Here is a 23,328-nt window from a genome sequence, read left to right as displayed (position 1 = left end):
CCCTTATAGCTTGGTAAATATAGATAGCTAACAAAAGTATCTAGTTCCCAAGAAGCTCCCACTTCAATCAGACCGCAAGGTCGATAAGTGGTGAGAAGTTCACTTCCCATGATGTACTCAATTAAAAGGGCAACATTTAGTAACCTCTAACATATTTTTATGGAAAAGAAAACATAGTACATGTAAATTCTATACATTCTTTGACTCTATGACGTTTAAAAGTTATTTCATCTAAACTAGTCGATAAAGTACGTGAGGTTAATTTGAAGACCAGTTTTATCTCTGTTGGGGGATATTAGTTACAGGTGGTTGCCGTTCTCTCTATTTATTACGGAGGTACTGATAAGAAGATACGCTACTTCACTATAATAGGATCGACCGGAAGCACACAGTTATTCAGGGTTTTGGAGGGATGATATGGCTTTTAAAATGAAATATCCGATTGTAGCTGACTATCTACCTAAAGGGACTAAAAGAAGACCTGGAAAAAAGTTGAAGAAAATTGTCTTTATTGTAGCCCATGATACAGGGAATAAGGGTTCTACAGCGAAGGATCATATTCACTACTACAGAAACTCTCCGCATATCTCTGCTGCAGCTCAGTTATTTTGTGACGATGTGGACATTAGGGAGTGTATTCCTGCCTTATTAAAAACACCTGAGAGGGCGAATCATGTAATCTATAACGTTACTGCTAATAACAAGCTGTACGATGCTACCGCTAATGAGATGGCTATCGGTGTGGAGTTATGTTGGGGTAAAGAAATTAACAGTAAGAAAGCCTATAACCGTTACGTATGGACACTAGCTTATTTGTGTTATAAGTATAGCCTAGATCCTAGGCGAGACATTATCGGGCACGATTCGTTAGACCCTAGGCGAAAGAGCGATCCAACTAATGCTCTTGCATACATGGGGAAAACATTTAACCAATTGATTACAGATGTTTTGGCTGAATTTAAAGATTGTACAGCTTCCAAGATGCTACCTGCACCACAAGTGCCATCAAGTAAGAATGGCAAGACTCATAAAGTCATCAAGGGAGATACTTTATGGGATTTATCTCAGCAGTATGGAACGACTGTTGATAGGTTAAAAGCTTTGAATCCGGAAATCAGTGTAACATCTCTTGTAGTCGGTTCTATTCTATTAATTGAACGTGCAAAAGGACGGGCTACAACATCTCAGAAGCCTCATTATCATAATGTCGTTCGGGGAGATACGTTTTGGGGACTATCTAGTAAGTACAAGGTAAGTGTAGAGAACTTACGGAGATGGAACCCAATGATTAACGAGAAGGCTTTAACAGTAGATAGCAAGGTTTTAGTCGGCTATACGGACGTAGTTACACCTAAACCTGCTAACATGTCTAAACAGAAAGTGACCTCTGAGTTACAGGCCTTTTTAGACGAATCTCCTGTAAGACCTTACCCAGGGAAGACGCTAAAACGTGGGGCAAAGGGTAAAGATATCGAAGCGATCCAACGTGCTGTAAAGGTAAGTGTAGATGGAGTGTATGGTATGGCTACAGAGAACGCAGTGAAGGCATACCAGAAACGTTTTACATTCTTAACTCCTACAGGGGAAGTCGACTATAGGACATGGAATGTGATGTTCTAAAAGATACGAAGTGAAAATAATTGATTATTTTAGTTATTGTCACAAGTAATGGACCCCTTCCACCGTCACAAAGAAAAAAATTGGGATTATAAAATGTTATGGATACTAGCCTGAAAAACGAACGAAGGAGTTGGAGCAGAAGATGGAAAAAGAGGCTAAAATTCGTTCAAATGCTCAACGTGAAGTAATGTTAACAGCCTTACGTGAAGCAGGTGATAAAGGTGTTCTTAACTCTAAATTGAAAGAAATCTCTAATAACTATACTTCACGTACTGCTGAGTTAGCTAAAGCAGGTTACATTATTGACTGTCTAAACCTTGGCGGTGGACTATATAAATATATCCTTCGCTACGAGCCCAAGATTCCACGGGTGCAACAAAGAGCTATCGAGATGTTCTGGGACATTTTAGAGAATGAATACAATGGCATAGCGAACAAAGAAGTCCTGGAAGAGATCTTTCATAAGTACAATTTGAATGTCGTACGCAATTGGGGCGCAAACCGACAAAAGAAGAAAATAGCATAATAATACGGACTACTTACTTAGGTTCACTTTAGTAAAAGTATGTATGAACATGCAACAAGGCTACTGATTACGGTAGCCTTCTTTTGATTTCTTCACATTTACAATTTTCTTCATGGACCTATTCACATGTTCACTCTTAAGTAGATAATAGATCTTTACTTTGTTGATAATGAACAATTTATCCCACATCTAACTGGGAAGTCAAGCCCCCCACCTTAGGAAGTAAGAGGAATCAGAAGTGCTAGGTGGGGATAACTGAAAGTAAAATGTCCGATTGGATCGGACCGACAGGATAAGGAAAGCTTCTTCAATTAACATCGCACGAAGAAAAAGCATTTTCCTTTTTCGAGGACGTTGCGATCTTAGCGTTTGTTCTATTTCTTATGAGTGGGCGATGAGCGCAACCCCCCACTCATGGAAGTTTCACTTTATCTATATAGGATTTTCTAATCAGAAAGAGTCAAAAATAAAGCTAACTAACGATGTCTTATCGGCTCATGTGACCTAACTTTGCAATATACTTCATGATCAATTGAGGGGAAATGTATTTCGTGAATTGAACGAGAAATTAAATAGAAGAGGTATGGTCACAAAGAAGACTCAAACGAAGACCTTCAATAAAAGCAAATCATTTAACTTTTTTAATGTCTACCACATGTGGTTCATTTTTTCTAAGTATGGAGAAATAAAATAAATTTCTAGTTGGTGTTCGTAGTAACTTGAGAACGTCTATGTATCATAGACTTTGATTCATTAGTAGCAAATTATCACTCTTTTAATTGTTTAGCACATTCTATTAATTCTCTCTCGATATGATGACGAGCTTTTTGACGAATGTAGTAGAGAATTCTAGGTGTATAAATGCTTATGTCATACCCACAAACATCTAATAGGTCTTTGATGTCATCAATGTTCATGATACAGCCTAGTTCTTCCATTTCTTCTGTGATTAATTCAATTTCATTATCGTATTTTGAGACTTTTCTGTCATCATAATCATGAATGATCTTACTCCGAATACGTTCTATTGCCCTGCTGATCGTCATAGGATAAACCTTTAATTTTTCTGCAATCTGGGAGTTGTTATCACCTGCCATAATGAGTTCAACGATCTTCGTTTCAAATTTATCTAGTTGAGCTTCCTTCATTAACGATTCAACATAGATTTTCTCAGTGATAACGTTTTCGTAACTTAACGAGATGTCCACCGGGTCAAAATGATCAAGTGCGTCGTAGTAGGTTAGTTCTGTAGCAAACCTTAGTACTTCCTCGATACGTTCTACAGGAACTCCTAACATTTCAGATAGTTCCTTAGGTTTAGGAAAGTAACCTAATTCATCTTCCACTTGCTCCATGCGTTTCATTAATTCGATCGCACTTCTCCCGAGACGAACTAACTTTGAGTCATTGTACAGTAACTGATTAATTTCCCAAAGGATGGGGCGGTACGCAAACGTAGTAAACCTAATTCCCCTATTGAAGTCGAAATCCTTAAGTGCTGTCATTAGTCCTATGTAGGCGTGTTGAAGTAAGTCTTCCTCGTCCACATTAAACGTAGCTTTCAGATTCTCTACATTCCCTTTATAGCGGGCAATAATAGAGAAGATAAAATCCTTGTTTTCTTGGAAAAGTTCTGCCAAGAGGTTAGAATCCTTTTGACACGCTTTCAGTAAGACGTTGTTGTGGAGGTCAGGTATGCCTTCTTGTCTAAGTTGAAAGAACTTCTCGGACGGCATATCACTTCACCTCAAACTTTCTTTCCTGAAGGGAAACCTTCATAAAGTTTAAGAACTTAGCTATTTTCTTATTAAGTGCTTTACTAAGCTTATTGATAGAATTTTTTTTCTCCTTTATTGTTGCCCAATTTACAGCAGGTTCTGTACGATTTGGGGGCTCTGAGAGTCCGAAGATGAAACGAGTAACTTTTTCGATATCGGTTATTCTACGTTCATCATTTCTTATAACCACTGCGATTAAATCGTCATTGGTATACTCTCCATAGATGTCTTTACCTACGTAGTTGCTAGTTGTCATTTTTTTGCCTCCTGGGTAAATAACTTCACCTTAGTAATCGTTCTATAGGGAGAGTTAGTTGCGGAGAAATGAATGACACTTTGACAAAATCCTAAATGCTGGGATATTAGAAAAACAACATAAAAAGACCTTTCTACTAAGAAGGAGCAACTAGCGCATAAGAAGTATTAGAGGATTCTAGGTTAGTTGTGGAGTTAAATAAGCTAATTCAATGCAGGGATAAGGAAGACATAAATAGGAGTATATTGTATCGTTCTTTATGGATCACTTAAGTTCAATTTCAATGAAGGAGTAATCACACAATGTCCATCATAGCAATTTATCATTGTAATAATTGTTCAACCTAAGTAAGGTTGCAAAGAAAGACAGGAATAAATCCTGTCTCACACGAAAAACTAAAATATCATTTCAACTTCTAAAAGATACCCTCGAATTTTAACAGTAGAGACATCTCTCTAAAGACTCTAAAATAGTAACGAAGTTCAACTTCTCGAAGTTAAACTCAGTATCCCCTAACAGTTTAAACTGACGTTCCAATGACTCCAACTCTAATTCTAGGCGACATTTAGTAATAGAGTCACAATCCGAATTTGTTATATCTAACTCTATATTTGCTATAGCTTTCTCTAGGGTAATCATTTCGTTGTAAAGGTCTTCGAACCGTATAGCCATATCATCCTCTCCTTACAATCCTTTAGGTACTTTGGTAGGGTCTAGTGTCCATGTCACCCAATCCTGAACATCATTTAGGTTACTAGCGTTCCAATATTCCCTACATTGACGGAAAAACTTCTGAGTATCTTTATTCCAATTTACGTTCCCCACTATTGCTTTTGTTCCTGCAACTTTACTGGGAGTTTGAGTGTAACCTCTTGTCATAGGAATTAACGCGTATCTGTTCTTTATCCCTACCTGGTCAAATTTAGCTGTTACTTGAGCAAGGGTAACTTCTGGGAAACGAGGGTGAGGGGGGTGCTGACTATTATTCATTTTTTGTCGTTCGTCAGATACGAGAATGACAGAATTTTCAACAGGCTTACCATTCACAATACTCTTGTCTATGACTGTATCAATAGTCTTATACAAAGCTGTCATTCCTGACTCAGGATGGTCGCCACCCCTTGCCCATTTATTCGGGTTTATACTGTAAAATGCTTGGGCAAGGTTAGAGATGTTTAGACTTTTGTTTAAGATAATCTCATAAAATATTGGTCTATTTTTACCTTCTTTGTCAGTAGGGTCAGAGTATCCAACAAGAGAAACTTTACAAGGTATTTGAGCAGAATTAGCCTGTCGTTGAATTTCATTGGTTATTGCAACAAGAAGATTGTTAACACGCCCACCCCTCTCTAATCCACCACCCTCAAACATAGAGTCTGATACATCGACGACGAAAATGATATTTACTCCCGATACAGTAACGGGTGGGGTCCAAGGTTCAGGGACAGGGTAAGGGTAAGGCAACACCTGTGGTTTACCTGAATAAGCAGGGCTTAGGCAATCCCTATTACATTCACGTAGTTTGAACAATAAACTATCTACATTTTCTCCCGATTCTAGGCCAGCGTTCATTATCATGTCACGAACGTACTCGAGTTCATCTAGGTATTGTCTTAGAGCATCCACTGAATAGGGATGGGCGTGACTCATACCTTTACGGATGTCTTTAATAAAAAGGTCAATCTTCTTTATAGCGTTCATGACCGTTCTTAATTGTGGCATATATTTACCTCCTAACTATCCTTGTGTCATTCATTATAAGAAAAGGTGTGTCAATAGACACACCTGAATGGTATTACACTTCTTTTACTTTAGTGACTAACACTTCGTTCAACATTTTTACAATGATTTCCTTTGAGCGTAGTCCTTTGCTAGATTTTACAACCTTACCATCATCGAAGATTAACAAGGTAGGGATTGTTTCAACCTCATATTCATCTGTAATATTACTTAATTTCTCAATGCTGACTCTAACTAATGGAGCGTCAGGATATTCTTTAGCAATGTCATTTAAAATCGGTGTTAGAATTTTACAAGGTCCACACCAAGGAGCGAAAAAATCAACTAACACAACTCCTGACTGAACAACTTCATTAAACTGTTCTTTATTAGTAATTTCTAACATAAAGCATTCTCCCTAGCGATAAATTTTTCCGGTTCGTCTTCTCCATTACTGATTGGAAATGCATAAATGGAGTGAATGTCGCAATCACTTGCTAGAACTGGAATGTAGGTGAGGAGGATTTTCAAGTCATCGTAGTAAGGTGCTTGTATGGATTTCCCCTCTTAACTACCTCCACAGCCACAACCTTTCTTACGAGCAACTGTGTAAGTATTACCATCTTTCCATTTTTGGGCGGACTCTAATGCCTCACGAGCACTTCCCGCCCATAGTTCTTTCTCAATATACTTACCTGTACTATTATTTCCTGATACCATATATTTACGTTTACCGAACACGTTAATCCCTCCTATTGGTTATTACACACGGTGTGTTCACAAAATGATCGTTAGATAACATCTCTAACTTGTCGACGTTGGGGACTTTTCTTTAACGCTTTGACATTGTAGAGTGTAGACATGAACATAGGGTAAGGAAAGACGTATTAAAGGAATCCTTAGTTGTTATGTAGCAACCTTGGGCATTTATTTTACTCTACATCCTCTGAGATTTCTTCCTTTGATAAGGTTCCTCATAAGTTTTATTGACGTAATATTTAGTTTAGTTTTAAGATATAGATAATGATATAGGTATAAATAAGCTATTCTCTACTGCTAATATGTTGTAGCAAAATCTTTTTCCTGACTGTATTTGCAAATAACTTTCTATCATTTTCATAAAGTTTAGTAAGAATTTTCATTTGCTATATTCTTCTTAAAAAGAAAAACCTCTACTAGGAGGGACTTTGTAATTAGATAGTTTGAATAAATGTGAAATCTTTCGTGTTATTCTTAGTGCATCTACATAGTCTAAACGGTTAAATAGGAAAGAGTCATTTCCAACTCTTTAAGGTCATCCACAATGCCTGCGATACGTTTTTCTAACATAGACTCAAGTAATGGATGAGTCTTTGGATTAGCCGAGTCGTGAGGGAAACGTAAAGTCTTCTTATTTACGTTTTGCCCACCTACTAAAGCCATTTTTTCAAGTAGTTCGTTTTTTGCCCGAATCTCTTCAAGTAAGGCTTCTAATTTCTCTACTTTTGCTTGTAGGTGATTAATTGCTTTTATTTCTTCATTTCTCTCGTAACAATAGATACTGGCTAAGACAGGTGCTTGATTGAATGCATCTCCGTCGATTTCAAGATCGCCTGCTGAGATGGACATATCGTTTCGGGTTTTACCTACATCCCCGAAATAATTGACTTGGGAGAAGTTAAGTACCTCACTATGTTCTAAAATAGCCTGTAATTGTTCTTTTTCAGTAAAGGGGATACCATTTAAATACGCGGTTTTTGTAGCGAGGTCTACATCAACTGAAAGTTCTCCTGTTTGTTCTGTTGTTGTAATCACCTGCATGATTTTTTTGTTTAAGTTTCCCATGTTAACATTCCTCCAAGGTTTTTAGTTGGATTGCCTGTTCCTTACGTTCGAGTAATCATTTTAAATCGTAGGTTAGTTGTGACTCGTCTTCAAAGAAGTTGGACTACTGTTGTTCATGTCTATTCATTAAAGTCAAAGGATTCTTAAATATGATAGTAAGTCCTGTAATTCTCCTAGAGTACTTTGTTTAAAAAGTTTTTAGGGAGCTTGTCTTTGAACCTTTAAAGTCTGCCGCTTGAAAGTGATCTTAATTTCTTTCCCTTGAAATATTGAACCTATGTAGACCTTCTTTGTTTTTATGGTTTAAATGCAGGGTGGTCTTTAATAGCTTTTACTGTAAGGGATTCCTGGTGTTTTGATAAGGTCGAAGGTTTTACATCCTGATCACCTATTAAACTTGATACGCCTACTTGATTGATTGTAACGGTAGCATACTCGATTTCAGAGAAAGCGATGATCGAACTTTGTCCCTTAACATTTTTACGGACAATCGTAGTACCTTTATCTTTCCACTCTTTGAATTTCCCTTGAAAGAAAATATTTGCTTCCTGAAGTGTAAGTGATTTAGTTTCTTCTTTTTCATCAATTCTTATTTTCTTTACGAGTCGGTCTTCGACCCAATCTATTTTCTTTGAGTTTCCACTCTTGAAGTAAAGAATTGCTGATACAATAAACTTGTTTAGTTTCATTCCTTATCGTACCTCCTGTTTCTTTCACATTAGTAATCGTTCTTTCATTGTGAATAGTTGCGAGTAAATTTAACTATTTTTAACTATTAGGAATGAGCCTAGATCATACAAGTCATCTGTAGGTACGGATAATGTACCTATTATCTGAGAAGAACCTTGATTACGCACTGCGATAGAGCTATTAAGAAGAGAAGCACTAGCAATACGGATAGAACTTTTCAAGCTACCGGTACTTGATTTACGGACAATCATTGAACCTTCTAACTTAATTTCATCGTTCTTTCTAGTAACAATAGTAGAAGGCAGCTCAATGAAGCTAGAATAAACTACCGAGATACTTCCTGACATGTTTACGAAATGATAAAAAAAACCGTCAACGTGAGGTTCGACCGAAACAATATCTCCTATTAAAAGGTCAAAAGCTGTGCCACCCTCGACACGTATAATATGAGCGTTTTGAGTATCTTTATGCTCGAAGACTAGCACTGTACGGTTATTTGCATAGTCGTATATCCCTCCTAACTTACAAATAACAGGGATGTTATGATCTTTAAGTATTTGTGAAATCATCTTAGGGAGATCACTTTCAAATTGAGCATGGTGGGTAAAGTAAACTCCTGGGATTAGGTTGATAGTGTAGTATGTTCCATCTATATATATTTCTAGCGTATCGTTATCTAGCACAGTTTTGTGTTCTAGTTTCTTATCACAGTAAATCCTATACCCCCTTTTAATAAGTGCCATTCATTTACCTCCTTTCTGCCTTACCCAAATAGTTGAAACAGAGCCTATAGGAAGTGATAGAATAATACCTTATTTTCTATTTTTCCTCTATCATTGTTCCTTTTTAAGGGTTTTTGATTAGTTCATACCTATTCCGAAGTATTTTTTTACCTCTTCAAAGGCAATTGGACGGAAGTTCGTTAATTTAGCACTAACACACTTATATTTAGTTTGTTCTAAGTTACTTTTCTGGGAGTGTAAATGACCGTGTACATTGCCTTTGATTAATCCAAGGGCTAGTAATCGATCCATTTCGTACTTAGAAAGAGGTAGGTGGCTCAGACAAAGGTCATCTAATAGGATGTCATCCTCATATACTTCATCAAAGTACTGCTTCCATTGATTCATAATAGTACGTTTGTCTAGGTTTCCTAATCGAAGTATTTTATAACCGTTTAGTTGTTTAAGAATGCCGTCTTTAATCATTTTATCTCCAAATATAACGTTTCCTAGGTGGTAGACAATGTCATAAGGTGCTACTGTTTCGTTCCACAACTTAATAATAGTCTCGTTCATTTCTTCTTTTGAGTTGAATGGGCGTTTCTCACAGATAATGATGTTGTCGTGATTAAAATGAGTATCAGCTATAATCCAAGTTTTCTTTGTTTCCATCATCAAATTCCTCCTTCATGTTTTATTTGTTTAATTGTTTACATAGAAAACATAAAATGGACGAGATATCTGTATGTTTGAACATTCTTAACGGTATTAGTAATCGGTTTATGTTTATAGAAAGTTGTGAGGGGTTTTTGAAAGATGGTGACAGTTATTAGGGAAAGAATATTATTTATATTTTATATTTTTACATGATAAAATCCTTTACTTGACAAAGGTGGAGGTTACTGATTAAAGCTCCGTTAAAATGTTTGGTACAAGTGACTTTGCTTTGGTCAGTGGGGGTTTTCTCTTCCCTCACTGATCCATAAGCTTGAGCCCATTAACACACTACGTGTTATTTATTCTCAACTAAACACAAATTGAGTTGACTTTCTTCCAAAATAAATCTAATATAGTTTTAGGACACACAAGTCGTATGCAAAGGGGTGACGAAAACAAACAGAACGTGCAGTTCATCATAAAAGATCAATCTAAGGGAGACTTGATATAGCCAACTCTGGCAGCATCAGTTTTCAGGGATTAGGGAATGTTGGATACAATTTCATAGAATGAAGTTTAATAGGCAATGGGAAATGATGGATGAATGCTACAAGTTATGTAACCGGTTACACAAAAAATAAGGAGGATGTAAAGGAATGAAGGTTTTATTTATCGGTGAGTCTTGGACTGTTCATATGATTCATGCGAAGGGGTATGACACGTTTGAGTCAACGAAATATGAAGAAGGGGCGACGCATTTGCTCGACTGTTTAAGGAACGAAGGTGTACAGGTAGACTATATGCCAGCCCATGAGGTGCAAGTCCGTTTTCCGAAAACGCTTGTTGCATTAGAGAAGTATGATGCAATTGTGATCAGCGATATTGGCAGTAATACCTTTTTGCTGCAAAATCGCACGTTTTATCAAATGGAAATGATTCCTAATGCGTTGGAATTAATCAAAGCCTATGTAGCGAACGGTGGAGGTCTGTTAATGATTGGAGGCTATTTATCCTTTATGGGTATTGAAGGAAAAGCCAATTACAAGCATACTGCCCTTGCTGATGTGCTTCCAGTGGAGATGCTGGATGGCGATGATCGGGTTGAAAAGCCGGAGGGAATTGTACCTGTTACCGTTCGTGTCCATCCGATCACAAAAGGGATGAAGGACTGGCCGCCTTTCCTTGGCTACAATCGTTTTACTGCAAAAGAACGTGCGAAGGTGCTAGCGAAAATTGGGGAAGATCCACTGCTTGTCATTGGTGATTATGAAAATGGGAAAACGGCAGCTTTTGCAAGTGATTGTGCTCCGCATTGGGGTTCGCAAGCATTTATGGAATGGGAGCAATATGCGTCCCTTTGGGTAAAGATATTAGAACAAATTAGTAAAAACCATGTGAATAAAGACTGTTCAAAACAGCCTGAAAAACAGTGGCAGGATTCAAAAGAAACACCGATACAGACAATGCACATTGCACCCATTTTACCAGATGAACGACAAATGTTAGGGATGGACTATGCTGAGAGCAGGAGTTATTTGTGATGCTGTCAGTAATAGGAGAAGCACTGCAAGCGAATCGATCCCGCTATATTGATTTTTTAAAAAAGCTCATCCAAACCGATACGCAAGTCATTGGCCATGGGGTAGAAGGCGGCAATGAACAAGCCGGGCAGAAATTCATAAAAGAAAGGCTTCGCCGCTTAGATTTTGAAATCGACGAGTTTTTAGTAGAAGACGAGAAGATAAAAACATATCCTGGTGCGAATCTGGGACACCATAATAAAGATCGGCCTAATGTTGTTGGCGTGTGGCGTGGAACCGGCGGGGGGCGGTCGCTGATATTAAATGGACATATTGACACGATGCCGTATGGGGATAAAAATGCTTGGAACGATGATCCTTTTTCGGGAAAAATAGAAGAGGGCAGGCTGTACGGTTTAGGTACTACAGACATGAAAGCATCACTTTCGGCAATGATCATGGCTGCTGACTTGCTCCATTCATTAGGTATCCGGCTGCAAGGAGATTTAGTCATTCAGTCTGTCGTTGATGAGGAAGGCGGTGGAAACGGGACGCTTGCTTGTGTAGAACGCGGTTATCAAGCGGATGGAGCGATTGTCGGTGAACCGACTAATTTAAATATTCAACCAGCACATATGGGATTTTTGTTTCATGAGATTGAAGTCGATGGCTTTAGTTTACATTCCAGTCAACTTTGGGAAGGGGTAAACGCAATCGACAAAGCATTTGAAATCTATCAAGCACTGAAAAAATTAGAGCATCAATGGCTCATGACCGAAAGGCATCCATTATTGCCAGGACAGACAATCAATCTCGGTGTCATTGAAGGGGGAAATGCAGGATCAGTCGTTCCGAACAAATGTATATTAAAAACGTGTTTGCATTATCAACCAAAGCAAGGTGTTTCCTATCAAGAGAGAAGAGATGAAGTACATCAACAGTTGATGAATGCGATCGACAATGTTGTTCAAGGCGATAAATGGCTGCAAGCGCACCCGCCGCGGGTGGCCGTTTACCAGGAAGGCTTTCCATTTGAAACACCGCTGGACGATCCGATTGTAGAAGAAGCAAAAACGATCATTCGCAATGTATTAAAAAGAGAAGCGATCATAGAGGGAATGCCGGCGGGCTGTGATGCGAGATTAATAGCAGGATTTGGAGAAACACCAACCATTATTTTAGGGTGTGGAGATCCAAAAGACGCACATACAGTTAACGAATCAATAGAAATTTCGCAATATTTGCAGTTAATTGAGATATATAGCAATTTTATTATTTCATGGTGTGGAATTGCTCATCATGTAAAAGGGTGAATAGATGGATGATAAGAAAAAACCTGTTATTGGCCGTTATTGTTAGTGTTCTTTTCGTAATGGGAGCAGCTTGTTCTTCCAATTCAAAGTCGAAAGCAGATAAGGGAGATATGACGATTGGAGTCAGCACCATTACGTTGCAGCATCAGTTTTTTATTGATATCGACAAGGGCATCCAGAAAGCAGCAAAAGATTTAGGCGTCAATGTTCTCATCAATGATCCAAATCAAGATTTAGCGAAACAAGTAGCTGCTATTGAAGACTACATGCAAAAAAATGTGGATGGACTCATTTTGATGGCAACAGACAATGCAGGTGTTATTCCCGTTGTGGAAGAAGCAAAGGAGAAAGGAATTCCTGTCGTGACTGCAGATGCTGTCGTTGATTCGCCTAGTATCGATACATTTATCGGAACAGCAAATTATGAAGCAGGCCAAGAGCTTGGCAACTATTTTAAAAACTACCTTGAGGAAAATGGCAAAGGGAACGAGGAAATTCACATCGCTGTCGTTACCTCCATTAAAGCACTCGTCCAGCAGGATCGTTTAAAAGGCTTTAAAGATGCTCTAAAAGAACAGACCAATATGACGTTTTTAAATGACCAGCCGGGTTATGACCGAGAAGAGTCGATGCGGACGGTAGAAAATATTTTACAAGCAAATCCTGATGTCGACTATATTTTTGCTACTGCGGAAAATAGTGTTCTCGGCTCCCTTGCTGCTTTAGAGTCTGCAAGGCAGCAAGATGTCAAAATCTTAGGATTTGATGTCAATGAGGAAGCAGCAAAGGGCATTAAAAGTGAGTACATTCTTGCGATGATTCAGCAGCAGCCTGAATTAATCGGGGAGACAGCCATTAGGGCGGTGGTCAATGCGATTCAAGGCAAAGAGTTAGATAAGCAAATGAGCATCCCTGTGATCTTAATCGATAAACATAACGTCGCAGATTACTTTTGAGAGGATGGTGAAAATGATTGCACCAAGGCTTCAATTAAAGGAGATTACGAAAGAATTTTCGGGGGTCAAAGCTTTAAAAGGTGTATCTTTAACGGTTATGCCGGGGAGTGTACATGCATTAGTAGGAGAAAACGGAGCAGGAAAATCTACATTGATTAAGATTTTAACAGGCGCTTATTCAAGAACGAGCGGTGACATTTATTACGAGGGTCAAAGGATAGAACAAATGACCCCGCAAATGTCAAAACAGCTTGGCATCCATTGCATTTATCAAGAATTAAATATTGCCAATCATTTAACGATCGCTGAAAACATCTTTTTAGGAGATCAGCCAGTTAAAAAATGGGGAATGATCAATTGGAAAAAAATGAATGATGATGCGAAAGCAATCTTGGCATCTTTACGCATCCCGTTGAATGTAAAACAATTGGCGGGAAAGACAAGCATCGCACAAAAGCAAATGATGGAGATTGCCAGAGCCATGTCCCAAAAGGCGAATGTCTTGATTATGGATGAGCCTACTTCCTCTTTATCAGAGAAGGAGACAGAGGTGCTTCTCTCTCTCGTTGAAAAATTGAAGGCGAATGGTGTCAGTATTATCTATATATCCCACCGAATGGATGAAATTTTTCGGATTGCTGATACTGTCACTGTGCTGCGGGATGGAGCATATATCAAAACGCTGCCATTAAAGGATATTAGTAGTACAGAGGAGCTTGTAGCATTAATGGTAAATAGAAAAGTAGCAAATTATTTTCATAAAGAAGATATTCCATTAGGGAAAACGGTGCTTAAAGTGAAACAAGCAACGAAGCAAGGTGCATTTCATGAAGTAAATTTTTCAATCAGACAGGGTGAAATTCTTGGAATTGCTGGTTTAGTAGGTTCTGGGCGGACAGAGATAGCGGAAGCACTATTTGGCATATTGCCAATCGATGAAGGTGAGATCATTGTCAACGATAAACAGGCAATCATTCGTTCACCGCGCGATGCCATTCGTCTTGGAATTGGATTTGTAACGGAAAATAGGAAAGAAACAGGCCTGGCATTAAAAATGAGTGTGCGTGAAAATATAACACTTGCTAACTTGTCATTGTTTTCTCGAAACATGCTTCTTTCTCGGAAAAAAGAAAAAGATATTTCCAATGAATATAAGCAGAAGTTGAATATTAAAACAGCGAGCTTGGAACAGCGCATTTCTCATTTAAGCGGCGGAAATCAGCAAAAGGCGATTATTGCACGGTGGATGTTGCAAAAACCTAACATTTTCATTCTCGATGAGCCGTGCCGCGGCGTTGATGTTGGTGCGAAAGCCGACATTTTTGCACAGATTCATACATTAGCGAAACAAGGAGTTGCCATTATGATGATTTCCTCGGAAATGACTGAAATTGTTGGGATGAGCGACCGCGTATTAGTGATGAAAGAAGGATGTGTAGCTGGAGAGTTGTCGGGAAAAGATATTGAACCTGATCAAATATTAAATCTTGCTTTTGGAGGAAGAGTCCATGCAAAGTAAAACAACAAGTGATGCTGCTGTCATTGACAAAAGCCCTCTTTTTTCAAAGAAAAACTTCCTTTTGCTTTTAGATAAGGGAGCGGCTATCATTGGTGTCTTGTTGCTTTTTATCATCATGTCTATTGTTTCAGATGATTTTCTCACAGTTGACAATTTATTCAATGTTTCAAGACAAGCATCTGTCCTATGCATGATGGCAGTCGGGATGACTTTCATCATTATCACTGGAGGAATTGATTTAAGCGCCGGATCGCAAATAGCTGTAGCTGGCGTGTTAATCGCTAGTTTGCTGACCGCTGGCGTCCCGCTACCATTAGCGATTGTGGTTACAATTTTGGCTGGTGGCCTCATTGGATTATTGATTGGTGCGATGATTTCCACTCAGAAAATCCCGCCATTTATTGTGACGTTGGCAATGTTGACGATTCTAAGTGGGGTTGCATTTGTGATAACACAAGGCAGTCCGATCGCTGTAGCTGATGAGGGATTTCGCTTTTTAGGCAGAGGATATATTGGTCCAATTCCCGTACCAATCATCATGATGGCTGCGATTGTGATTTTAGGCCACATTTTATTGACACATACGAAATTTGGCCGTTCTGTATATGCGATTGGAGATAATGAAGAAGCAGCGCGATTATGCGGTATTCATGTGAAAAGAGTAAAAATGAGCGTCTATATTTTAGGGTCGGCGATCACTGCATTGGCAGGCATTTTGCTCGCATCTCGTTTATCTACAGGGTCTCCCAATGCTGGAACAGGATCTGAGCTTGACGCCATTGCAGCTGTCGTTCTCGGAGGAACAAACCTTTTTGGCGGCGAGGGAAAAATAACGGGAACGTTAATGGGAGTAGCGATCATCTCCATCTTAAACAATGGACTGAATTTATTAAATGTTTCGTCTTATCATCAATTAATCATGAAAGGAGCTGTTATTTTACTGGCTGTCTGGCTTAATTCCTTAAAAGAAAAAAAAGCAGCCTAAAGGTATGCTGCGATACGACTAATAAAAAAAGAGGAAAAGAGATGTGATGGATAGACAATTTGATACAGAAGCGGCCATTCATTTTTTGCAAAAATTAATAAAAATCAATAGTATCAATCCTCCTGGCAATGAGTTAGACGTGGCTAAGCTTCTGCAAAAGGAGTTGGCCCATACCGATTTGACGGTCAAAATCGATGAATTTGAAACCGGACGAGCGAATATTCTTATTGCAAATACAAGTACGAAATCGGCAACGATGAGGCAGCCGCGAAAACGTCTCGTACTAAGTGGTCATTTAGATACTGTACCACTTGGGAAGGAGACATGGAAGATTGATCCTTTTCAAGGAAAGATAGAAGGAAATCGTATCTATGGAAGAGGTTCCACAGATATGAAAAGTGGTCTAGCTGCTATGATTTTTGCATTAAGATTAGTTAGTGAACGGAAGGTTTCTCTCGATGGAGATGTTGTGTTAGTTGGAACCGCAGGTGAAGAAGTGGACGGCTGTGGTGCGAAAAGAGCAATCCAAAAAGACTGGTTGGATAATTGTACTGCTATGATCGTCGGAGAGCCAACTGCAAATGAAATTGTCACTGCCCATAAAGGCACTTTATGGGTCAGCATAGCTCTTTTTGGGAAAACAGCACATGGATCGATGCCAGAACAAGGAAAAAACACCTTGCTTGCTATGAATGAAGTGATAAATGAGTTGCAAAGGAGTTTTTTGTTCAAAATCGATCAGCATGCATTATTAGGCAAGAACACGATAAACTTTGCTACAATTGAGGGTGGAATTCAAACGAATATGGTGCCAGATGATTGCCGAATGACTGTCGACATCCGAACAATACCTGGTCAAAGCCACCAAATTATTTTTAGCAATATTGAAAAAATAGTAAAAATGATTTGTGAAAAGCATCAAGTAACAAGCAAAATAGATATATTGAACAATATGGGAGCAGTATCGACGCCAACAAATCATCCGTTTATTGAATTGGCAGCGGCATGTAAGCAAGCTTTATCGGGACACAGCCAAAAAGTCTCTTTTCAAGGCGTCAACTATTATACAGATGCTTCAGTGTTTACTACTTATTTACCAACAGTTCCTGTTCTCTTATTTGGTCCAGGAGAGCCTCACTTAGCCCATCAACCAAATGAATGGGCAGATATAGAAAAATACATTTTCTCCATCCGTTATTATGTTTACCTCATCATCGGCTATCTAAAATGCTAGCCCCTCCATAGAAGTCCCTTGAATGAAATTCGAGGGGCTTTCTTTGTGCACATGCTATAGTGTTCAAGTCCTAAAAGTAGTAATAGTTAGCTTATGAAAAGGTGATTAGGCAGCCTAGAATTTGAAGGAAGTCGGTAGAAACTCTCCGCCTCAAGGGACACGAACTTCATTTGAGGGTAGATGTACTTAGGTGGGACTAAAGTCGATACTGTAAAAAAGGGAGCAAGGACATGGAAAAGAATGTGTACTTACCTTAGGAGGTCGGGGCTTAGTCTCCCGCCCCAGCCTCCTACTAGATTTTATGGGAAAGATAATTGAAGAAGGAATTCTATTTAGTATCATTGAATATTCTAAAGATAGACGTGTTTTTTCTCTATTAATGAGAGAGATTTAATGAGGGGGTCAAAAATTATTTTTTGACACTCCTATAAAAGGAGAGATTATTTTGAGGAAATTAACAAAGTCATCAACAGATAAGTCTTTAATGGGAGTTTGCGGAGGAATAGCTGAATTTTTTGGTATATCTTCTTTTGTCGTAAGATTGCTATTTTTCCTTACATTCACTGTCTCTTTATGGGTGTACTTCATTCTTAATATTATATTAGTAGAGAAACGATCCCGATGAAATCTACAGGTTGGCTTTATGGATTTAATTTAAAAAAACCTTATAACTAATTAATGGAAATATAGGAGTATGAATAAAAGTTAGTTAATTCTTTATCCTAAAAACAGAGTGAAACGATTTTTTTTCGCCAAACTTAGCGTAACATATCGACTGGCGCTATGAACCGAAGCAGTTGAAACAGAGCTTTTCAAGCTATTTCCGACATCTAATAAAAAAAGAATACGTGATGGATAGGCTAATAGAGTTTAAGGGTAAAAATGGAAAAACAATAGATTCTCATTCATGTTGAAATCCAACAATTACTTATTTCAATATTTTTATCGTATATTTGAAAAGTACGAACAAAAAATATATGATAATGCCCTTCTCACCGACGGCAGCCCCTCATTTCATCCTACAGCATATCACTTCTATTTCCGCAAAAAACCAAATTGACCATCAATTTACAAAATACTTAACCAAGATGAAACCGAACTTCCCCGAAAAAACAACCGATTTGCTTATGCAGTTTAAGCTGGGTTGTATAGCTTGCGCAGCAAAAAGACATGGACATCCGCTATCAAATTAAACGTAAGCTCATGAGGCTAGGAAAATAAATCTTATTTCGTTTAATGCTTTTTAGCAATACGTAAAAAAATATATGAAAATAGAAGCCGCCTTTAAAGGTGGTTTTTTTCTGCTATTTGCAGTTATGAGATGAACATTTGCCCAAGGAGTTATTACTAGCTTTCTAAAATATCTCATTAAAAAATGATAATCATTGCTGGCGATTATGGTTTTGTAAAAAAGTTCACCAATTTAAAAAATTTTAATGTAAATAGGATAAAAGGCTTAATAATTTATTAATTCTTCCGATGCATATATTAGGAACTGCTTTTACTAAAAGGAGCATTTAAAACTAATAGTTAGTCAGTTTATGAAGCCTCGTCTAGAACTCCCCCTAAGCCATTTGAGAGAGTAATAGTCGGAAAAATAAATGAACTTTTGTCGCAAATGAATAAAGTGAAAAAAATCAAAAAAGGAGGTTCTATAAATATGACATTGAAAGCGAAAACTTTTTGGTTATTATCCATTTTCGTTTGTGCTTTCCTTATTGATCAAGAAACAGTCTTTGGTTATGATGTACAAGCTAATGTAGCAAACCGCTCTAAGCAGGATATTCTCTTAAAATGGGAGCAGTACAAGCCCATGGGCGCAGATGATAGTTATATGAACCCTGCTGATATATACGAACAGCAGCCATCGACGAAAGCACCGTTCGCATTAGGAAAAATAAAGCAAGAATATATTCTTGATGGCATAAACGCAACGAATTTCATGCGGTATTTGGCTGGTCTACCAGATGACATCGAGCCTGATTGGATGTTAGCATCTCAACAGCAAGCTGCTGCTTTAATGAATGCTGTGAACAAGCAGCTTAGCCATCATCCTACTATGCCAGGAGATATGGATGAGGAACTGTACAAGCTTGGTTTAAAGGGGGCAAGCACTAGTAATTTATATGCCGTAAGTCCAACATTTTACCACAATGTACTTGGATATATGGCTGATAGTGGTGCGAGTAATATTGACAAAGTAGGCCACCGCCGCTGGATTCTCAACCCGGCTATGAAGAAAACGATGTTTGGAATGGTATTCATTACAAATGATAAAGGAAATGAGATACCTTATTCATCTATGTATGCCCTTAATAAAGATCGGGCAAAGGGTGAAGTGAATTATCGCTATGTAAGTTGGCCTTCAGAAGGATTTTTCCCAATAGAAGTTTTCTCTGCAAACCACCCGTGGTCTGTTAGTTTAAATACGGAAATATACGATAATACAAAAATACAAGAAATAACGGCAACATTGACAAGGAGCCGTGATGGGAAAACATGGAGATTTGATCATAAGGATAAAGATAAAGAAGGGAAATACTTTAATATTGAAACAAGTAACATTGGTGAACCGTTTAGTATTATTTTTAGACCTGACGGAATAGATCGCATCGAGAAAGATGACTTGTTCCGCGTAACTATTAGCGGAGTATATGACAAGTCTGGAAAACCAGCAGATATTGCCTTTGAAACTCATTTTTTTGTTATGGTACCAACAGCTGCACCATAAAAGCGCTACATTTCTTAGAAAAACGATAAAATACGATAGTTCCGTTGTGATGGCCGAAAAATTGAAAAAGATTTTGACAGAGCCGACAGTATTTTAGTGGGCTTGCCTTTAACTCATATAAACGTAAATAATATTAGGTTTTGTGGTAAGCCTCTTGGATTGACTACCAAGAGGCTTTTTCAAAGTTTACGAAGGGGGCGTACATATTAAGAAGCAACGAAGACAGCGTGATTTGTTTTTAGTGTTACTCAATTTGTATTTAGCTCGTAGAGGTTGAAAATTACAATATACGTGGCAAAAATTATATTCTTTCATTTTTAACCTCCTCTTTCACATTATTCTTTCAAAAGCTATTCAATATTTTTACCGTATTTTTGATAAATACGAAAAAAAGATTTGTGCCATTGCCCTTCTCACTGACGGGAGCCCCCTCATTCCATCCTACAGCTTATCACTACCATTTCCACGGCACTAAATTAACTTATCAATTCAACACCTACAAAGTCCTTAACCAAAATGAAACCGAACTTCTACAAAAAAACAATCGATTTGCTTATGCAGTTTTAGCTGGGCTGTATAGCTTGCGTAGCAAAAAAGACATGGATACCCGCTATGAATTTAAACGTACGCTCATGAAGCTGAAAAGAGACCGGAGCACCCTCAAAAAAATATAGAAATAAAAATCGTTTAGGTTTACAAAGATAGCTTTCCATCCTTTTTAAAAACGGTAAATAACAGAATAGGGGGAATGTTAACATAACTGATACACAACATATTAACACTGCTCAATAAAAGTATGTTTATGAAGAAGAAATAAGTCAATTGTTGAAATTACCTTGTAAGTTAAGTAACTTGTAAATTTCTCTCTTATGGTGTAAAAATATTCATTTTTCGGTTGACTAAATAGGTGTATGTATGTAATATATAAATTGCATTTGGCAATATATATATTACATTATGCGTTATATATATTACATAGGGGGAATTTTTTTTAAAAAGATAAAGTAAAAGCCAACCAACGTAGAAAAATTGATTACTAGAGCAATTGGTAACTAGACAGATGATCGGATTAATTGAAAAAAAATATAATCCAAGCCTTCCACTCTGTATAGCCATTGCAAAAGGATTAGAGGGAGGTTGAATATGGTGTTTTTATTACTAAAAATACGCCAAACGACACTATCACCAGTTTAATTTGAATAGGTATGATATTTATCGGAAAAACAACGTGAATTTACGAATTTTTTAGCTGTATCATTTTGACATACTTGCAAGATCATTTCTTGGTAGGTGAAAATACCCTCTCCATTTATATTTTATTTTTGTTCAAAACATACATACTTCGAGTGGATTAGATATTAAATTGTTAGTCATTTATTGAAACCGTACTATGTGAAGACATGAAAAAGGGAGGTTTTACTCTTGAATAGTAAGAGATGGTGGGCAATTTTAATTGCAGGAACCATATTTATTTTTTCCATTATCATCAATTTTGCATCGATGGCATTTAGTACTAATTTCTCTGAACTTTGGGGAGATACGTTTAAGGAATGGAATGAAAAAACAATTGAAGAAGGAAGCTTAACGGGAAAAATCGCCATCATTGAGTTAGATGGTGTCATTCAAGATAGTGGGGATACCACGTCAATCTGGAGTAGCGGCGACTATAACCATAGACATTTTATGGAGCAGCTGAATCATGCGAAAGACGATCATGAGACAAAAGCGATTATTTTACGTGTTAACACTCCTGGGGGCGGCGTAGTTGAATCAGCTGAAATCCATCAAAAAATCGTGCAAATACAAGAAGAAACGAAAAAACCCGTCTATGTTTCGATGGGCAGTGTAGCGGCATCTGGCGGTTATTATGTTTCAGCTTCAGCCGATAAAATTTTTGCCAGCCCAGAAACGATGACTGGTTCGCTCGGTGTTATTATGCAAGGAACCAATTATACAGAATTTGCGAAGAAACTTGGAATTGACTTTGTGACGATTAAGAGCGGAGAATTTAAAGATATCATGAGTCCAAAGCGAGAAATGACAGAAGCCGATAGAAATATTATGAAATCAATGCTTGATAATTCATTTAATAGATTTGTCAAAGTGATTTCAGAAGGAAGAAATATGCCAGAGGAAAGAGTACGAGAAATTGCAGACGGGCGCATCTACGATGGCCATCAAGCAAAGGAACTGAATCTTATAGATGACTTTGGCTATTTAGAGGATGTCATTAAAGCTATTCGTACAGATTATTCATTAGAAGGTGCTTCAGTTGTGAAGTATGGTACAGATAATGGTTTTCCTTCCTTATTCGGAACAGCGATGCAAAAAATAAGCGGGAAGGAAGGGGAAATGTTTGGCGCGATTAAATTGCTGACACAACCTAGTTCCCCGAGACTGATGTATTTATATGCAGAATAATAGGAGGGAATTTCATGGATCGGCAAGTACACCTTTTTAATGAAAAGGAACAAGTACCTTTACGACCTAATGATCAGAAAGAGGCTTTGAAAGTACATGATGAATTTAAAGAGGAGAAATATGTAGATTTAGCTGGGTTTTGGATGCGTTTTTGGGCATATCTAATTGATCTGTTAACGATTGGTAGTATCGTGCGTTTACTTATCAAACCTATTTTAGGGACATTCGATATTCCGTTGGGTGATACTGTTTTCTTTTCTCCCATTACGATTACACATGCAGTCGTCTTTTATCTGTATTTTATACTCATGACGAAACTGACTGGGCAAACGGTTGGTAAAATAATATTTGGCCTTAAGGTTGTTTCTTTGAAAAAGGAAAAATTAACATGGGGTACAGTTATTTTTAGAGAGCTATTCGGAAGATATATATCGTCCACATTTTTTAATCTTTTATATATCATTGTTGCTTTTGTTCCAAAAAAACAAGGCATCCATGATTCGTTTGCTGATACAATTGTTATTCATGAACGATCAAGTCAACAGATTGCTTTTACACGGCCAATAAAAATCGGATGAAATCGTGAGGGTAGCTTTTGCTAATTTAGGTAGGAAGGGGCTGTCCAGAAGTCAGTAATCTGACTTTCTGGAGCGCCTTTACTTTTAAGAGGACTTATCGGACAGTCTCAGGAAATATAACAGAAAAACTTCATCCATTGCGGCTGTACTAGGGAATACAATACAATATTACAGTAAATGCTTAGTGAACTACTCACCACTTATCGACCTTGCGGTCTGATTGAAGTGGGAGCTTCTTGGGAACTAGATACTTTTGTTAGCTATCTATATTTACCAAGC

Annotated in this window: 21 protein-coding genes and 1 pseudogene; 13 read left to right on the top strand and 9 right to left on the bottom strand. The window is 37.8% G+C overall.

Annotated elements, in window-relative coordinates:
• Positions 1–417: 417 nt before the first annotated feature.
• Positions 418–1,620, top strand: a complete 1,203-nt coding sequence (locus J2S08_RS21720) for a LysM peptidoglycan-binding domain-containing protein (RefSeq protein WP_307233333.1) — start codon at positions 418–420, stop codon at positions 1,618–1,620.
• 142 nt (positions 1,621–1,762) lie between these two features.
• A complete protein-coding gene (locus tag J2S08_RS21715; protein ID WP_307233331.1) occupies positions 1,763–2,146 on the top strand; it encodes a hypothetical protein in 384 nt (127 codons plus the stop codon).
• A gap of 767 nt (positions 2,147–2,913) precedes the next feature.
• Here the strand turns inward: J2S08_RS21715 and J2S08_RS21710 are convergent.
• From J2S08_RS21710 to J2S08_RS21670, 9 genes are all read right to left on the bottom strand, one after another.
• Entirely contained in the window at positions 2,914–3,882 is a 969-nt protein-coding gene (locus J2S08_RS21710) for a sigma-70 family RNA polymerase sigma factor (protein WP_307233330.1), read from the bottom strand.
• A gap of 1 nt (position 3,883) precedes the next feature.
• Entirely contained in the window at positions 3,884–4,180 is a 297-nt protein-coding gene (locus J2S08_RS21705) for a hypothetical protein (RefSeq protein ID WP_307233328.1), read from the bottom strand.
• A 684-nt stretch (positions 4,181–4,864) separates the two neighbouring features.
• Entirely contained in the window at positions 4,865–5,902 is a 1,038-nt protein-coding gene (locus J2S08_RS21700; RefSeq protein WP_307233326.1) for a vWA domain-containing protein, read from the bottom strand.
• Positions 5,903–5,975: 73 nt separating this feature from the next.
• Entirely contained in the window at positions 5,976–6,305 is a 330-nt protein-coding gene (trxA, locus tag J2S08_RS21695) for a thioredoxin (protein ID WP_307233324.1), read from the bottom strand.
• A gap of 161 nt (positions 6,306–6,466) precedes the next feature.
• Complete coding sequence (locus tag J2S08_RS21690) at positions 6,467–6,640, bottom strand: hypothetical protein (protein WP_307233323.1); 174 nt, start codon at positions 6,638–6,640, stop codon at positions 6,467–6,469.
• 510 nt (positions 6,641–7,150) lie between these two features.
• Complete coding sequence (locus J2S08_RS21685; protein ID WP_307233321.1) at positions 7,151–7,723, bottom strand: hypothetical protein; 573 nt, start codon at positions 7,721–7,723, stop codon at positions 7,151–7,153.
• Between the two features lie 296 nt (positions 7,724–8,019).
• Positions 8,020–8,412 (bottom strand): hypothetical protein, encoded by a 393-nt coding sequence (locus tag J2S08_RS21680; RefSeq protein WP_307233319.1) that lies wholly within the window; start codon positions 8,410–8,412, stop codon positions 8,020–8,022.
• Positions 8,413–8,481: 69 nt separating this feature from the next.
• Positions 8,482–9,156 carry a hypothetical protein gene (locus tag J2S08_RS21675; protein ID WP_307233317.1) on the bottom strand — a complete coding sequence of 225 codons (675 nt, stop codon included), beginning with the start codon at positions 9,154–9,156 and terminating at the stop codon, positions 8,482–8,484.
• A gap of 117 nt (positions 9,157–9,273) precedes the next feature.
• Positions 9,274–9,807 (bottom strand): hypothetical protein, encoded by a 534-nt coding sequence (locus J2S08_RS21670; RefSeq protein WP_307233315.1) that lies wholly within the window; start codon positions 9,805–9,807, stop codon positions 9,274–9,276.
• A gap of 641 nt (positions 9,808–10,448) precedes the next feature.
• Between J2S08_RS21670 and J2S08_RS21665 the strand changes: the two genes are divergently transcribed.
• The 11 genes and pseudogenes from J2S08_RS21665 to J2S08_RS21615 all read left to right on the top strand — a co-directional run bounded on the left by J2S08_RS21665 (position 10,449) and on the right by J2S08_RS21615 (position 23,049).
• Positions 10,449–11,333 (top strand): glutamine amidotransferase, encoded by an 885-nt coding sequence (locus J2S08_RS21665; protein ID WP_307233313.1) that lies wholly within the window; start codon positions 10,449–10,451, stop codon positions 11,331–11,333.
• Positions 11,333–12,625 (top strand): ArgE/DapE family deacylase, encoded by a 1,293-nt coding sequence (locus tag J2S08_RS21660; protein WP_307233312.1) that lies wholly within the window; start codon positions 11,333–11,335, stop codon positions 12,623–12,625. The genes J2S08_RS21665 and J2S08_RS21660 overlap by 1 nt, the downstream gene beginning before the upstream one ends.
• 8 nt (positions 12,626–12,633) lie before the next feature.
• A complete protein-coding gene (locus tag J2S08_RS21655; protein WP_307233309.1) occupies positions 12,634–13,581 on the top strand; it encodes a substrate-binding domain-containing protein in 948 nt (315 codons plus the stop codon).
• A gap of 13 nt (positions 13,582–13,594) precedes the next feature.
• On the top strand, positions 13,595–15,100 hold the full coding sequence (locus J2S08_RS21650) for a sugar ABC transporter ATP-binding protein (protein WP_307233307.1): 1,506 nt from the start codon (positions 13,595–13,597) through the stop codon (positions 15,098–15,100).
• Between the two features lie 115 nt (positions 15,101–15,215).
• The gene (locus tag J2S08_RS21645) at positions 15,216–16,085 is read left to right on the top strand and encodes an ABC transporter permease (protein ID WP_442320934.1); all 870 of its coding nucleotides are present in this window, start codon (positions 15,216–15,218) and stop codon (positions 16,083–16,085) included.
• 46 nt (positions 16,086–16,131) lie between these two features.
• Complete coding sequence (locus J2S08_RS21640; protein ID WP_307233303.1) at positions 16,132–17,319, top strand: M20 family metallopeptidase; 1,188 nt, start codon at positions 16,132–16,134, stop codon at positions 17,317–17,319.
• A gap of 445 nt (positions 17,320–17,764) precedes the next feature.
• A complete protein-coding gene (locus J2S08_RS21635) occupies positions 17,765–17,944 on the top strand; it encodes a PspC domain-containing protein (RefSeq protein ID WP_370875738.1) in 180 nt (59 codons plus the stop codon).
• A gap of 1,035 nt (positions 17,945–18,979) precedes the next feature.
• Positions 18,980–20,050 carry a CAP domain-containing protein gene (locus J2S08_RS21630; protein ID WP_307233301.1) on the top strand — a complete coding sequence of 357 codons (1,071 nt, stop codon included), beginning with the start codon at positions 18,980–18,982 and terminating at the stop codon, positions 20,048–20,050.
• Positions 20,051–21,098: 1,048 nt separating this feature from the next.
• A pseudogene (locus J2S08_RS21625) lies at positions 21,099–21,191 on the top strand (transcriptional regulator); the annotation flags it as partial.
• A 281-nt stretch (positions 21,192–21,472) separates the two neighbouring features.
• Positions 21,473–22,471 carry a signal peptide peptidase SppA gene (gene sppA / locus J2S08_RS21620; RefSeq protein ID WP_307233299.1) on the top strand — a complete coding sequence of 333 codons (999 nt, stop codon included), beginning with the start codon at positions 21,473–21,475 and terminating at the stop codon, positions 22,469–22,471.
• A gap of 14 nt (positions 22,472–22,485) precedes the next feature.
• Positions 22,486–23,049: an RDD family protein gene (locus J2S08_RS21615; RefSeq protein WP_307233297.1), complete on the top strand. Its 564-nt coding sequence runs from the start codon at positions 22,486–22,488 to the stop codon at positions 23,047–23,049.
• Positions 23,050–23,328: the final 279 nt, after the last annotated feature.

The organism is Bacillus chungangensis (assembly GCF_030812995.1).
Classification (GTDB): domain Bacteria; phylum Bacillota; class Bacilli; order Bacillales; family Bacillaceae_C; genus Bacillus_CF; species Bacillus_CF chungangensis.
Note: the sequence above shows the minus strand (reverse complement) of the source record. Positions and strands in the feature narration are given on the sequence as shown.